The organism is Pseudomonas atagonensis, assembly GCF_011369485.1.
In the GTDB taxonomy this organism is placed as follows: Bacteria; Pseudomonadota; Gammaproteobacteria; order Pseudomonadales; family Pseudomonadaceae; genus Aquipseudomonas; species Aquipseudomonas atagonensis.
In genome coordinates, this window is record NZ_VXCA01000013.1 from 163,419 (window position 1) to 180,080 (window position 16,662).

Here is a 16,662-nt window from a genome sequence, read left to right on the forward strand (position 1 = left end):
TCAGCTGCCTTGTGCAGCTTTCGCGGCTTGCAGCTGCCGCGCCTGCTCGGCCAGTCGGGCCTTTTCCTCGGGGCTCATCGCGTCCATGCGCAGACGTACCTGGGCGATTTTCTCCAACTGGCCTGGGCTGCTTTCCACCCCTCGCAACGCCAGGGCCAACGACGCCACGGTCGGATGATCGAAGACCAGTCCCGGATGAACTTCGCACTGCAACAACTTGCGAATCCCCGCCACCAGCTTGATCACCAGCAACGAATGGCCACCGGCGGCAAAGAAATCGCGATCAACACCCAGGCGTTCGAGCCCGAGCAACTGCGCCATGCGCGAGGCCAGCAATTGCTCGAGTGCATCACGCGGTGCGACGCCCTCGTCATCCGCCGCCCTGCCCGCCTGTTGCTGCAATGCCTTGCGATCGATCTTGCCGTTGGCCAACCGTGGGAAACGGTCGATCAGTTGCAGATGCTGCGGCACCATCACGCCGGGCAGACGTGCGCTCAGTTCGGCGCGTGCAGCGTCCAGCAACCCCGCCGACTGGCCCTGATGTGCAACGACAAAGGCCAGCAATCCCTGCTCGGCCGACGCGGCCGGCAGCACCAGCGCTTCCGCCACCGGCGGCAGACGCAGCAGCTCGGCTTCGATCTCCGCCAGTTCAATGCGGAATCCACGCACCTTGACCTGCTGATCGCGCCGACCTTGCAACTGAATGCCGCCGTCCACGCGATAGCGCGCCAGGTCGCCGCTGCGATACAGACGCTGCGCCGGATCAAACGGGCTTTGAATGAACGTCTGCTCATCAGCTTCGGCATTCAGGTAGCCACGGCACAACTGCGCCCCGCCCAGGTACAACTCGCCCAGCACACCGACCGGTGCCAGACGTAACTGCGCGTCCAGCACGTAAACCTGGTTGTTGCCCAGCACCTGAGTCAACGCCGAACAATCGCCGGCCGCACCGTGCAGATCCAGCGGATGAATCATGACCCCGACCGTCGCTTCGGTTGGACCGTAGTGGTTGAACACGCGGCAGTCGCTGCGCAGCCGCGCAATGCGCTCGATCAGCGTCGCAGCAATCGGCTCGCCGCCCAGCACCAGCGTGCGCGGCAGGGTTGCCCGCTCGCTGTCGAGGAGCGCGGCGAGGTGTGACGGCACGATCTTCAGGCAATCGATCTGCTGTTGTTGCAGGTACTCGGCGAACAATGCCCCATCCTGCATCTGCTCATCGCTGGCAACGTGCAGAGTGGCCCCGTTGAACAACGCCCCGAACAACGCGGTGTTGCCTAGATCCGCCGCCACCGTCGAACTGAAACCGACGTTGCGGCACTGCTCAAGCCCCAGCGCCTGGCTGGCCTGAGCCGTGTAGTTCAGCAGTTGCCGATGCTCGATCACCACGCCTTTCGGCACGCCGGTGGAGCCGGAGGTAAACAGCACATACGCAATGTCCTGGCCTTGGGTGGCGAGCGCCGGCAACGGTGCGGCCGACTGGCCGACGTCAAGCAGAGTCAACGCCTTATACGGCTGCCCCAGCCAGGCCGGCAGATGCGCGGCGTCGGTCAGCAGCAGTGCGGCGCCGGCCTGCTCCAGCATCAAGGCCTGACGTACCGGCGGCCATTGCACATCCAGCGGCAGATAGGCCGCACCGATGCGCCAGCTCGCCAGCATGGCGATCACCAGATCCGCCGAACGCGGCAGTGCCAGCGCAACGATCGAGCCTTCGCCCAGCCCCTGTGCCTTGAGACCTTGCGCGACGCTGTCCACGCGGGCTTGTAACTGGCCGTAGCTCAATGACTGCCCGGCATCGGTCAGGGCAATCGCATCCGGGGTGCTCAGCATCAGCTCGGCGATCCGCTGCGGCAGATAACGGTTGTCGGCCAATGGCTGCACTGACGGATTGATGGCCAGCAAACGCTGCTTTTCGGCATGACCGAGCAGGTTGAGCTGCGCCAGCGGGGTGTTCGGGGCGGCCAGGATAGAATCCAGCAGAACGCTGAACTGATCCAGCACCACGGTCGCTGCTGCCGGCGAATAACGCGAACTCGCGTACCGCAGTTCCACCGCCGCCGGTTGCTGTGCGTTGTCCAGTTGCACCTGCAACAAGCATTCAAAGGCATCCGGCTGCACCGGCAAGGTATCCGACACCGTCCAGCGCAAACCGCCGCTGTTACCGCTGCGACCGGCCTGGCCGAGGGTAAAGCCGTAGGCCGGGCGCGCTGCATCCGGCGCCAGATCCGGGGTCCAGTATTCCTGCCAGGTGCGATGTTCTTCGAGACGCGCCGCCAGTTCAAGCAGCCAGTCGCTGAATGCCGCGCCGGCCGGCAACGATACGGACAGCGGCAAGGTTTTCTCGAAAACGCCCACGGCGCTAGCGAAGTATTCATAGTCGCTGCGGCTGTCATGGCGTACACCGACCAGTGCCTGCTCAAGCCCGCTTATGCGGCCCAGCAACACCCACCACGCACCTTGCAACAGCGTGGCGACAGACAGGCCGAGTTGCTCGGCAAGAGCCTGCAAGCCTGCGCGTTGCGCCGGTTGCAACGTCAGTGACAGGCGCTTGTCGGCAGCAGCCGTTGCCTGGCCGGCGCTGCGGGTGGCCAGCCACGGCGTGGCGATGTCGACCTGAGCACCTTGCAGCTGTTGCTGCCAATAAGTCCGCGCCGTGGTCGCATCCTCGTCGAGCACCACTTCACTGCGCCATTCCAGGTACTGGCTGAACTCGCCCGGTGCCTCATCTTCGGCAGACTCAGTACCGGCGAAGGCTTGCTGCACCTGCTCCAGCAGTAGATTCAGCGATTGCGCATCGGCGCTGTGGCGAGCGATACCGATCAGGCACTGCCATTGCTGCGGCGCCAGTCGATAGAGCATTGCCTGGAAACCCGCCGATTCGCCGACCACAAAGGCGCGACTCATCGACTCGTCGATCTGCGCCTGGATTTCTTCGGCACCCTGCTCGGTTGCCTGAATCGTCAGCGGAAAACGGCTGGCCGGAATCGCGCTCTGGCGCAAGCCATGGAAACCGGCGACCTTGCTCAATTGCGCCAGCAACATCGGCTGTTGCGCCAGCAGCGTATCGAAAGCGGCCTGCAAGCGTTGCGGATCGAGGTCGCCCTCCAGGGTCACACTCAACCAGCGCAAGGCCGCACCGCAGGTCGCCGTGTTCGACAGTTGCTCCAGCAGCGCCTGTTGCTCGGGCGTCAGGGCGAATCCGCTTTCCTGCGTGTCCATCATGACCTCGTTCATGCTCCGGTTTCCTCGGTGCTCACTGTGCCCGGGGCGGTTTGCCCGGCGGCCGGCGCACGTTCAAGACTGCTGTGGTCGTACATGTCGCCCATCGCCACAACGATTTTTCGTGGGCCTTCGAACGGATCCCGAGCGTGAGCCACCAGCATGTTATCGAGCAGAATCGCGTCGCCCTTCTGCCAGTCGAACCGCACCGCGCACTCTTCGTACAGATCGCCGATGCGCTGCATCACCTCGTCTTCGATCGGGGTGCCGTCGCCGTAGTACACGTGCCGCGGCATGCGCTCGGGGCCGAACATCGACAACAGGTCTTCACGCACATCCGGCTCCAGCCAGTAGATGTGGTGCAACTGCACCTGATTGAAGAACGACTTGGCGCCCGTGATCGGGTGACGAATGATCGCCGGCCCCGGTGTGCGGGTTTGCAGTTCGTTGTTGTCGAGCCAGCGCCACTCGATACCGCCAGCGCGGCAGCGGGCTTCGACTTCAGCGCGGTCTTCAGTCTTGAAGAAATGCTGCCACGACACATCGAGGTTGTCGGTGAAGGTGCGCACGTACAGCAAGCCCTTGGACTCGAACTTGTCGCGCAGATCGGCCGGCAGTTTTTCGTACATCAAACGGCAATCCACCACCGGCGTCGCACCGCCAATCGGCGCCGCCACTTCGCAATAGAACATCTGCTTGCGCGGCCAGCGATCCTGATGCGAACTCTCGTTGTGGAACAGGATCATCTTGCGTTCCGGGTACGGCGTGGAGCGGTAGGTGTTCTTGCCGCCCTCCTTCTTCGGCAGGTCGCCGTACTGGCCGTACAGGCCCGGTTGAATCGCTTCGGCGAACGCCTCGAAACCCTGAATGCCGTCGAGTTCAAACCCGCGGAACAGGATGCCGGCGTGGGTGGCGAGTTTTTCTTCGATCAGCGGCCGGTTGTTCTTGATCCACTCGATCAAGTCCAGTTGCGGCTCGTTCGGCTCCATCAACAGCGGGAATGGCTGTGGAGCGGCGATCAGCGACTCGCGGATCGGTGCCGGACGAACCTTGGCCACCGGGGCGGCGCCGCGCTTGAGGAACTTGCCCAGTTTGTCGGCCTTGGGTCCGGGCGCAGCGGGTTTGGCGGCCACTGCTAAATTGTCGACTGGCATGCTGATAGCTCCCAATTGAATGTCCTGATCAGCGACGATCTGTTCCAACAGGGCTATCCAGGCCTGCACCAGGTACTGAATGCGCTCGTGTCCGAACAAGGTTGTGGCGAATTGCCAATTACCCAGCAATTGCCCTTCTTCTTCGTCAACGAACAATGCCATGTCGAATTTAGAATGGGTCTGCAACGCCGCCAGCGGTTCAACGCTCAAGCCCCCCATCGATTGGGTGCGCCCCGGCAGGTTGTTCATCACGAACAACACCTGCACCAGCGGGTTCATGCCCTTGTGACGCGGCACGCCACAGCTTTCGACGATCATGTCCAGCGGCAGGTCCTGATGCTCCAGCGCCCCGAGCAGGTTGTCCTGAGTACGGGCGAGGAAATTCGAGAACGCGCTGTGCGCCTCGAAGCGCGAACGCAGCGGCAACACGTTGACGAAGAAGCCGATCAGACGCTCCAGTTCCGGCTGTTCACGCCCGGCGACATCCGCGCCGACCAGCACATCGTTGCCACCGCTGAACCGATGCAACAGCACCTGGAACGACGCCAGCAGCGTGCTGTACAGCGTCACCCCGGCGTTAGTGGAGACCTTGCGCAAGCCCTGACTCAGATCCGCCGGCAGACGGAACTGCACCGCATCGCCGTCGTACGACGCCACCGCCCCGCGCGGCTTGTCCAGTGGCAGGTCGAGCTGCCCGCTGTAACCGCCGAGCACCTCTTTCCAGTAAGCCGCCTGCTGCCCGAGAACGCCTGCGCGCTCCAGTTCCTGTTGCCACAGGGCGAAGTCGGAGTACTGCACTTCCAGCGCCGGCAACGGCGTGTTGTCGCCAGCCTTGCTCAGCTCGTAGATCTGCACCAGCTCGTTGACCAGCACGCCCATCGACCAGCCGTCGGAGATGATGTGATGCATCGAGAACAGCAGCACATGCTCGGTCGCCGACAGGTGCAGGATGCGCCCGCGCCACAGCGGCGCCTGCTCCAGATCAATCGGCGTGTGCGCGTTGTCCAGCACCGCCTGTGCTACCTGCTCTTCCTGAGCAATGCGCGACAGACCGGACAGATCGATCACCGGGAAATCGACGCCGACCTGCTCGGCGATCAAGGCGATCGGATCACCTTCATCGTCCTGGGAATACGCGGTACGCAGCACCTCATGACGGCGCACCACTTCGGCGAAGCTGCTGATGAACCGCTCGGTCGACAGCTCGCCGCGCAAGCGCAAGGCCAGCGGCATGCCGTACGCCGAGCTGCCGCCGGACAACTGCTCGGCGACCCACAAGCGGCGCTGCACCAGCGACAACGGTGCCGTCGACTTGGCGCCAAAGGCCTTGAGCGGCAAGGCCTGGCTGCCAGCGACGGTAGCCGTCGGTGCCTGGGCCTGACGCATCCACGCCGCCAGATCCTTGAGGCGCGGATGGTTGAACAGATCCCGCAGACCCAGCGTGCCGGTAGTCAACTGGCGCAAACGCGACACCGCCTGCGTGGCCAGCAACGAATGCCCGCCCAGCTCGAAGAAGTGGTCTTCGCGGCTTACCTGATCGAGCTCCAGCACGTTCTGCCAGATCACTGCGATCTGCTGTTCCAGCTCACCGACCGGCGCCACGAAGTCCCCGGCCGAAACCACGCTCTCGACGCCCGGCAAGGCCTTGCGATCAATCTTGCCGTTCGGCGTCAGCGGCAGGCTGGCGAGGAACAACAGGTGCGCCGGGATCATGTAGTCCGGCAGGTTTGCCTTGAGCTGCGTCTTCAAGTCTTCGCGCAGCAAGGTTTGCGCGGCGGCATCGGCGTTCGCCACGGCCGCGTCGTCCATCACCACGTACGCCACCAGTTGATGGCTGGAAGCGATCGGTTGCGCGACCACGAGTGCCTGGCTGACACGCTCGATCTGCAACAGACGGGCTTCGATTTCACCCAGCTCGATACGGAAACCGCGCACCTTCACCTGATGGTCGATACGCCCGACGTACTGCAAGGTGCCGTCGGCCTGATAACGGGTCAGGTCGCCGGTGCGGTACATGCGCTCGCCATGGCCGGCGAACGGGTTGGGTACAAACTTCTCGGCGGTCATCGCCGCCCGACCCAGATAGCCTCGGCTGAGACCGGCACCGGCCAGGTAAAGCTCGGCCGACACGCCCAGTGGCGCCGGTTGCAGATCGCCGCCCAGCACGTAACTCGCGGTGCGCGCCATCGCCCGGCCGATGTTGGCCGTGCCACCCGCTTCACGACGGGTCCAGGTGGAATAAACGGTGTCTTCCGACGGCCCGTACAGGTCGATGACGTCTTCGATGCTCGCCTGTTTGTAAAGCAAGTCCACCAGATTCTGCTTCAGCGCTTCGCCGCACAGGTTGATCAGCCGCACGCCCGCCGGAATGTCGCCGGCGTCCTGCAAGGCATTGATCGCCGACGGCACGGTATTGATCAGGCGCACCTGATCCCGGGCGGGCAGCTGCGGCAGTTCAAGGGCGTTGCGGGCGATGATCAGCGAGCCGCCATTGGCCAGTGTGACAAACAGCTCCCACACCGACAGATCGAAGCACACCGACGTCGAAGCCAGCACGCCTTGAATGTCATCGCGACTGTAGGTGTTCTTCGACCAGTCGCTCAGCGCCATCACGTTGCTGTGGGTGATCGAAACGCCCTTCGGCTTGCCGGTAGAACCGGAGGTGTAGATCACGTAAGCGAGATTGTCCGCGCACACGTCCGTGACCGGCGCAATTGCGCTGTTGGCCGACAGGTCGAGTTGATCCAGAAGCAACACTTGCGTATCGCCACCGACCGTCAGAATCGCAGCCACCTCGGTTTCAGTCAGCAGCACCCGGGCGCGGCTGTCTTCGAGCATGTAAGCGACCCGATCCGCCGGGTAATCAGGGTCCAGTGGCACGTAGGTGCCGCCGGCCTTTAGCACCGCCAACAGCGCCACCAACAGTTGATCGGAGCGCTGCATGGCCACGCCGACCCGCACTTCCGGGCCGACCCCACAGTCGATCAAACGATGAGCCAGGCGATTGGCCCGGGTGTCGATGTCGGCATAAGTGAACGACTGATGACCGAAGGTCACCGCCCGCGCGTCCGGCTGGGCAGCCACCTGACGCTCGATGGCCTGGTGAATGCACAGCGCTTCGAGGGGGTTGGCCTCGACCGGATTCCAGTCATGCACGATCCGTTGCTCGTCCGCCGCTTCCAGCAGGTTCCATTCGCCCAGGCAGCCTTCGGCGCTGAGGTCGAGGCGCGTCAGAAGCTGTTGCAACTGCGCGGCCAGTTTGACCACGGTCTCGGCGGCGAAGCTTGTGCGCTGATAGCTGAAATGCACGGTCAGTTGCTGGTCGAGGTTGACCATCAACGTCAGCGGATAGTTGGTCTGCTCATAGCGGTCGACCTCGCCGAAGCGCAGGTCATCCGATGCGGCTTGCTGCAAGGCTTCGGCAATCGGGTAGTTCTCGAACACCAGAATGTTGTCGAACAACGCCTCCCCGCTCTGCCCGGCCCAGCGCTGAATGTCGAACAGCGGCGTGTGTTCCTGCTCGCGCAGCAACAGATTCTGCGCCTGCACCTGTTGCAGCCAGTGCGACAACGGCTGTTCGGCACGGGGGCTGGCGATGATCGGCAGGGTGTTGATGAACAGACCGATCTGGCCTTCGACGCCGCTCAACTGCGCCGGACGCCCCGACACCGTGGCACCGAACGCCACCGTGTCCTGCCCGGTGTAGCGCTGCAGCAGCAACAGCCACGCGGCCTGAACCAAGGTGTTGACCGTGACCTTTTGCACGCGGGCAAAACGGTTGAGTTCAGCAGTCGCGCGACTGTCGAGCGTGAGCAGGTGCTCGCCCTGGCCTGCCACCGAGCTGTCCGTGCCGTGCGGCACCGCATCGGCCAGATAGGTCGGCATGTCGAAATCGGCCAACTGGCCCTTCCAGAAGTGCTCCGTGACCTGCGCGTCCTGCTGCGCCAGCCACTGAATGTAATCGCGATAACGCCCGGCACCGCTCACCGGCGCCTGGCCGTGGTAGCGCTGCAGGACTTCGCCGAGCAACTGCGAGTTGCTCCAGCCGTCCATCAGAATGTGGTGCGAGGTGTAAATCAGATGGAAGCGCTCGGCCGCCACCCGCACCACCACCAACCGCAGCAACGGAGCCGCGTGCAGATCAAAACCTTGCTGACGCTGCGCACGCTCCAGTTCGCTCAGAGCCTGTTCCAGATCGCTGCGCTCACGCCAGTCGAGCACGCTGAACGGCACCTGCAATCCCTTGTGCACCACTTGCAACGCATGGGGCAGATCACCTTCCCAGACAAACCCGCTGCGCAGCACGTCATGGCTGTCCATCGCCGCCTGCCAGGCCTCGCGGAAACGCTCGACCTGCAAACCGTCCACGGCGACGCACATCTGATTGATGTAATCGCCCGACTGCTGCGCGTAGAGGGTGTGGAACAACATGCCCTGCTGCATCGGCGACAGTGGATAAATGTCTTCGATCAGACGCGGCGCAGTCGGCAAACCGTCGAGCTGAGCCTGGCTCAGACCCGCCAGCGGGAAGTCCGACGGGGTCAGGCCTTCCACGCCCGGCGTCAGGCAGTGGTCAATCAGTGCGGCGAGTTCATCGGCGTAATCGCGGGCCAGCGCTTCAATGGTGGCGCTGTCGAAACGTTCTTCGCTGAAGGTCCAGCCGACGCTCAATTCGCCGCCATACACCTGACCGTTGAGGGTCAGCCAGTTGCCCAGCGGCGCATCCGGGCTTTGCTCCATGCCGGCATTGTCCGGGGCCGGCGCGAACAGTGCGCCGTCATCGGCTTCGAAACTGCCGTCGAACTGACCGAGGTAGTTGAAGGTGATGCGCGGGGTCGGCAATGCCTTCAGGCTGCTTTGCGCCTCGGCATCACCAAGATGACGCAGCGCACCGAAACCGATGCCCTTGTTCGGGATCGAGCGCAGCTGTTCCTTGATCCGCTTGATCGAATCGCCCGCGCCTTCGGCCGGGGTCAGACGCACCGGGAACAGGCTGGTGAACCAGCCCACGGTACGGGTCAGGTCGACGCCGTCGAACAGCTCTTCGCGACCATGACCTTCCAGTTGAATCAGGGTCGACGGCTGCCCGCTCCAGCGCCCGATCACTCGGGCCAGCGCGGTCAGCAGCAGGTCGTTGACCTGGGTGCGATAGGCCGCCGGGGCTTCTTGCAACAGCTGCCGGGTCAGCTCCGCACTGAGGCTAGTCTGCACGGTTTGCGCCAGACGATTCTGCTGGCCGGCGTCGAGACGCTTGCACGGCAGATCGATGCTGACATCGCTCAGGCACGCCTGCCAGTACGCCAGTTCTTCCTGCAACGCCGGGCTGTTGGCGTAGCGCTGCAAGTGTTCGCTCCAGTCCTTGAAGGCACTGGTCTTGGCCGGCAGGCTCAGGGCCTGACCGCTGGTGGCTTGCTGATACGCGGTTTGCAGGTCTTCCAGCAGAATCCGCCACGAAACGCCGTCCACCGCCAGGTGATGGATCACCAGCAACAGGCGTTGACTGCCGTCGGCCAGATTCGCCAGCACCGCCCGCAGCAGCGGGCCGTTTTGCAGGTCGAGGCTGCGCTGGGCGCGGTTGCCCAAGGCTTCGAGATCCGCGATGTCGGCAATGGTTTCCTGCCAGAGCAGGTCTTGCGGCAACGCATCGACCGACAGGTGTTCGGCCTGCCAGACGCTGCCCTGCTGGCTGAAACTCAGGCGCAAGGCATCGTGATGGATGACCAGCGCGCGCAACGCTTGCTCGACCTTTTCCACCGCCAGCGGCTGACGCGGCTTGAGCAGCACCGACTGGTTCCAGTGATGACGCTCGGGGATTTCGTCCTCGAAGAACTGCTGCTGGATCGGCAGCAGCAACGCCGGGCCGGTGACCGGTTGCTGATCGATGGTCGACTCGCTGTCGCCGATCTGCGCAACCAACGCCAGACGTTGCACGGTCTGGTGCTGGAACAGGTCTTTGGGGTTCAGACGGATACCGGCCTGACGGGCGCGGCTGACCACTTGAATCGAGATGATCGAATCGCCGCCCAGCTCGAAGAAGTTGTCGTTCAGACCGACCTGCGGCAGCTTCAGCACGTCCTGCCAGATCTCGGCCAGACGCTGTTCCAGTTCGCTTTGCGGTGCCTGATAAGCCTGCTGCGCCTGACTCGCATCCGGCGACGGCAAGGCGCTGCGGTTGAGTTTGCCGTTGGCGGTCAGTGGCAATTGTTCGAGCAACAGCAAGTGCGCCGGGATCATGTGATCCGGCAGGTTTTCCTTGAGCGCGGCCCGCACAACGTCGCGCCACTTGGCTTGCTCGGCTGAGTCGGCGTCGAGCAATGCAGCCTCGCTCGGCACCAGGTACGCCACCAGTTGCTGACCGCTCAGACCCGGCTGCGCCAGTACCACGGCCTGGCGCACGGCGGCCTGTTCGAGCAACTGCGCTTCGATCTCGCCGAGTTCGATGCGGAAGCCGCGAATCTTCACCTGATGGTCGATCCGGCCGATGTATTCGATCACGCCGTCGGCGCGATAACGCGCCAGGTCACCGGTGCGGTACAGACGACCGCCATCGGCAGCAAAAGGATCGGGAATGAAGCGCAGCGTGGTCAGGTCAGGACGGTTCAGATACCCCCGGGCCAGACCGGCGCGACCGACGTACAGCTCGCCGATGCAACCTTTGGCCACCGGGTTCAGGTCGCCGTCGAGCAAGTACCAGGACAAGTCCGCAATCGGCTCGCCGATCGGGCTACTGGCATCGCGTTGCAGATCGGCCAGTGAGATCGGCCGGTAGGTCACGTGAACCGTGGTTTCGGTGATGCCGTACATGTTGATCAGTTGCGGCGTCTGATCACCGAAACGCTCGAACCATTGGCGCAGGCTCTTGACCTCCAGCGCCTCGCCGCCGAACACCACGTAACGCAGGGACGGTTGCGCCGCCGCGTGTTCCGGGGCGCACGCCACTTGCATCAGTTGCTTGAACGCCGACGGCGTCTGGTTGAGGACGGTGATCCCTTCACGGCACAGCAAGGCGTAGAAATCTTCCGGCGAACGGCTGGTCTCGTATGGAACCACCACCAGTTTGCCGCCGTACAGCAGCGCCCCGAAGATTTCCCAGACCGAGAAGTCGAACGCGTAGGAATGGAACAGGCTCCAGACATCCTGCGGACCGAAATCGAACCAGGCATCGGTGGCCTTGAACAGGCGCAGTACGTTGTGATGGGCGAGCAAGGTGCCTTTTGGCTGGCCGGTAGAACCGGAGGTGTAGATCACGTAAGCCAGGTTGTCCGGGCTCATGCGTACCTGCGGGTTGGCGTCGCTGTAGCCTTCGAGGCCGTCGCGTTCCTGATCGAGCATCACGCTGCGCACCGAGTCCGGCACCGGTAGACGACCGAGCAGATGACTCTGGGTCAACAGCAAGCCAATGCCGCTGTCGCCGATCATGTAGGCCAGGCGATCTTCCGGATACGTCGGATCCAGCGGCACATAGGCACCGCCGGCCTTGAGAATCGCCAGCAGCCCGACGAGCATTTCCAGGCTGCGCTCCACCGCCAGACCGACGCGTACGTCCGGCCCGACACCACTGGCAATCAGCTTGTGGGCCAACTGGTTGGCGCGGCTGTTGAGCTCAAAGTAGTTCAGGCTCTGTTCGCCATAGGTCACGGCCACCGCGTGCGGCGCACGCGCAGCCTGGGCTTCGATCAATTGATGCAGGCACGCCTCGCTCGGGAAATCGGCCACGGCCGGGTTCCATTGCAACAGCGTGGCCTCACGCTCGGCTTCCTCGTGCAGCGGCAGCTCGGCGATGCGCTGGGCGCAATCGGCGACGATGCCGTGCAGCAGATTGGTCCAGTGCTGCGCCAGACGTTCCATGGTCTCCGCGTCGAACAGGTCGGTGGCGTAAGTCAGTTCGGCCCAGACGTTGTCCGCCGATTCGAACGTGTCGAGGGTCAGGTCGAACTGCGCGGTGTGCGAGACCCAGCTCAGGCCTTCGATCTCGATCTTCGACAGACGCATCGCGCCTTCGGCCTGACGGGCCTGGCTCTGGTGGTTGTGCAGCACCTGGAACAGCGGGCTGTGACTCAGGCTGCGTTCCGGTTGCAGCGCATCGACCAGTTGCTCGAACGGCAGGTCTTGATGGGCCTGAGCACCGAGCACGGTGTTTTTCACTTGCTGCAACAGGCTGCGGAAAGTCTGCTGGCTGTCGAACTCGGCCTTCAGCACTTGAGTGTTGACGAAGAAGCCGATCAGGCCTTCGGTCTCGACCCGGTTACGGTTGGCCACCGGCACGCCGACGCGAATGTCGGCCTGACCGCTGTAGCGATGCAGCAGGGTCTGGAACGACGCCAGCAGCAGCGCGAACAGAGTGACGTTTTCCCGTTGTGCGACCTGCTTCAGGCCGGCGGCCAGTTCGGCGCTCAGCGGGATGTCCTGACGCGCGCCCCGGTAACTTTGCTCCGGCGGACGCGGACGGTCGGTCGGCAGCTCCAGCAACGGCTGGTCGCCGTCGCCCAGTTGCGCGGTCCAGTAACTCAGTTGACGCTCGCGTTCACCGGCGTCCATCCACTGGCGCTGCCACACGGCGTAGTCGGCGTACTGCACCGGCAACGCCGGCAACCGCGCGGTCTTGCCTTCGCTGTGCGCGGCATACAACGCCACCAGCTCGTTGACCATCACGCCCATCGACCAGCCATCGGAGACGATGTGGTGCAAGGTGATGATCAGCGCGTGGTCATCGGCCGCCAGGCGCAGCAGTTTGACCCGCAGCAGCGGGCCTTTCTGCAAATCGAACAGGTGCCGGGTTTCGGCAGCGACCAGAGCTTGCAGCACGGAGTCGTCCAGGTCGCGGTCGATAGCTTCGACGGTGATGTCCAGCGATGCCTGAGCCTGAATCACTTGCAGGGTCTGGCTCTGCTCTTCGACAAAGCAGGTGCGCAGGGATTCGTGGCGGGCGATCAGCGCATCGAAGCTGCGCTGCAACGCCGGCAAGTCCAGTTCGCCGCGCAGGCGCAGTGCGGCTGGCACGTGGTAAGCGGTGCTGGTCGGCTCCAGTTGCCAGAGGAACCATTGACGTTCCTGAGCGTAGGACAGCGTCAGCGGTTGCAGACGCGGCAACGCCACAATCGGCGGCTCCTGCTGTGCTTGCTCGACGCCGAGAGCGGCGACGAAATCCACCAGCGTGCTGTGTTCGAACAAAGTGCGCAGCGGCACCTGCACGTTGAGCGCCTGACGCACTCGCGAGACGACCTGGGTCACCAGCAACGAATGGCCGCCGAGTTCGAAGAAGTTGTCGCCCAGCCCTACCTGCTCCAGTTTCAACACCGCTTGCCAGATTTCGGCGACGGTGTGCTGGGTGGCGGTCTGCGGCGCAATGTAAGTCGATTGCAACTGGCTGGCGTCCGGCGCCGGCAAGGCCTTGCGGTCGACTTTGCCGTTGGGGGTCAGCGGCAGTTGCGCGAGGAACAGCAAATGCGCCGGCACCATGTACTCCGGCAATTCAGCCTTGAGGCTGGCCTTCAGTGCAGCACGGAACGCGGCTTCGCCATCAGCATCCAGCGCTTCGCCGGACGCCGGCACCACGTAGCCCACCAGTTGCGGGCCGGTCGGGCCATCCTGAGCGACGACCACGGTTTCGCGCACGCTGTCGAGCGCCAGCAGGCGCGCTTCGATTTCGCCCAGCTCGATACGGAAACCACGGATTTTCACCTGATGGTCGATCCGCCCGATGTATTCGATTACGCCTTCGGCGCGGTAACGGGTCAGGTCGCCGGTGCGATACAGACGCTCGCCGCTGGTCGAGAACGGATCCGGCACAAAGCGTTCGGCGGTCAGCGCAGGACGCTGGAAATAACCCCGCGCCAGGCCATCGCCACCGATCAGCAGCTCGCCCGGCGCGCCGAGCGGATTGAGTTCCAGATCACTGCCGAGGATGTACAGCGCGGTGTTGTCGATCGGTTTGCCGAGGAATGGACGGCTGTTGTCCACGCTCAGCGGATGCAGCGCCGACCAGATCGTGGTTTCGGTCGGGCCGTAGAGATTCCAGACCTTCGGCGAGCGCGCCAGCATGCGTTGCGCCAGTTCCTGGGGCAGCGCTTCACCGCCACAGAGGAAGGTGCGGCCTTCGAGAATCGCGGCGTGTTCGTTGTCCAGCAGCATGCGCCAGGTCGAAGGCGTGGCTTGCAGCATGGTCACGCCGTGGCGGGCGATCAGGTCGAGCACCGCTTGCGGATCCTGATGCACGTCCTTGCCAGTCAGCACCACGGCGGCGCCGGCCAACAGCGGGCCGTAGATTTCCAGGCCGAAAATGTCGAACGAGAACGTGGTCAGCGACAGCATGCGATCCGCCGCCGCGATGCCAGGTTGCTCGACCATGCTCGCGACGAAGTTGCTCAGGGCTGCGTGACGGACCATCACGCCTTTAGGCTTGCCGGTCGAGCCTGAGGTGTAAATCGTATAGGCCAGATGCTCGCCGCTCACTGCCACTTCAGGCACGGTGGTCGGGTACGCCGCCAGCCATTCCTGCGGTTGATCCAGCAACACCGTGGCAAGGCCGGCCGGGATCGGCAGCAGCGCCTGCAAGTGCGACTGGGTCAGCAGCAATTCGATGCCGCTGTCCTCGATCATGTAGGCCAGACGATCTTCCGGATACGCCGGGTCCAGCGGTACATAAGCGCCGCCGGCCTTGAGGATCGCCAGCAGGCCGACGATCATTTCCACGCTGCGCTCGACCGCGATGCCGACCAGTCGATCCGGGCCGACGCCCAGTTCGATCAGCTTGTGCGCGAGCTGGTTGGCGCGCGCATTCAACTGGCCGTAAGTCAGCTGGTCTTCGCCGATGATCAGCGCGGTGGCGTCAGGCGTTTTCTCGGCCTGCAAGGCGATGCGTTGCTGCACGCATGGCGCCGGCGCGGCGTGATCGACCACGCGTTTCCAGTCCTGCAACAACACTTGATGTTCGTTGGTTGCCAGCAGCGGCAGTTCGCCGACACGCTGGTTCGGCGCGGCAACAATGCCGTGCAGCAGGTTCAGCCAATGGCGTGCCAGACGCTCGATGGTTTGCGGTTTGAACAGGTCGGTGGCGTAAGTCAGTTCCGCCGCCACGCCTTCGCTGGATTCGTAGGTGCCGAGGGTCAGGTCGAACTGCGCGGTGCGGCCCTCCCAGACGATATCCTCGACGCTCAGTTGCGGCAGTTGCACCTGGCTCTGACGCTGAGTCTGGTCGTTGACCGCCTGGTGGTTGTACATCACCTGAAACACCGGGCTGTGGCTCAGGCTGCGTTCCGGTTGCAGGGCTTCGATAAGTTGCTCGAACGGCAGATCCTGATGGGCCTGGGCGGCCATCGCCGATTGCTTGACCTGGGCCAGCAATTGATTGAACGGCAGTTGCCCGTGAACGTCTGCGCTCAGCACCTGGGTGTTGACGAAGAAGCCGATCAGGCCTTCGGTTTCCACCCGGTTACGGTTGGCGGTCGGCACGCCGACACGAATCTGCGACTGGCCGCTGTAGCGGTGCAGCAACGCCTGGAACGACGCCAGCAGCACCATGAACAGACTCGCGCCTTCGCGCTGCGCCAGTTGCTTGAGGGCATCGCCCAGCGCCGTCGGCAGGTTCAGATCGAGGCGCGCACCACGGAAGCTTTGCACCGCCGGGCGCGGGTGATCGATCGGTAACTCCAGCACCGGCTGTTCGCCGCCGAGGGTGTCGATCCAGTATTTCAGCTGCCGCTCACGCTCGCCGGCCTCCAGCCAGTGACGCTGCCAGATCGCGTAGTCGGCGTATTGCACTTCCAGCGGCGGCAGGCTCAGGGACTGGCCGCCGGTGTCGGCGGCGTAATGCTTGATCAACTCGCCGACCAGCACTTGCATCGACCAGCCATCGGAGATGATGTGGTGCTGGATCAGCGCCAGCACGTGGTCGTCTTCGCCGACCTTGAGCAACGACACCCGCAGCAACGGGCCCTGTTGCAGATTGAACGGGCGCGCGGTTTCGTTCTCGACGAAAGCCTTGATCGCAGCGTCGGCATCCTGACCGGACGCCAGCGTCTCGACCGTGATGCTCAACGGCATCTGCGCGTGAACCTTCTGGCAGAAGGTTTCACCCTGCTCGACGAACGTGGTGCGCAGGCTTTCGTGGCGGGCGACCACCGCGTTGAAACTGCGCTCCAGCGCCGCGACATCCAGCCGCCCCTTCAAACGCAGCGCGCTGGGAATGTGATACGCGGTGCTGTGCGGATCCATCTGCCACAGGAACAACTGGCGTTCCTGGGCGTAGGACAGCGGTATCGCCTCGAAGCTTGAGCGAGTTTCCGGAATCGGC

Annotated in this window: 2 protein-coding genes (1 of these 2 cut by a window edge); both read right to left on the minus strand. The window is 63.7% G+C overall.

The features are described 5' to 3' along the window. Positions 1-3,231 carry a non-ribosomal peptide synthetase gene (locus F2P67_RS10205; RefSeq protein ID WP_166219938.1) on the minus strand — a complete coding sequence of 1,077 codons (3,231 nt, stop codon included), beginning with the start codon at positions 3,229-3,231 and terminating at the stop codon, positions 1-3. Next, a protein-coding gene (locus F2P67_RS10210; RefSeq protein WP_166219940.1) for a non-ribosomal peptide synthase/polyketide synthase crosses the window boundary here: on the minus strand, positions 3,228-16,662 show its 3' portion. 113 nt of this gene lie beyond the right edge of the window; 13,435 of the gene's 13,548 nt are visible here — the last part of the coding sequence; the start codon falls outside the window, past its right edge; the stop codon is at positions 3,228-3,230. Before F2P67_RS10210 ends, F2P67_RS10205 begins: the two co-directional genes overlap by 4 nt.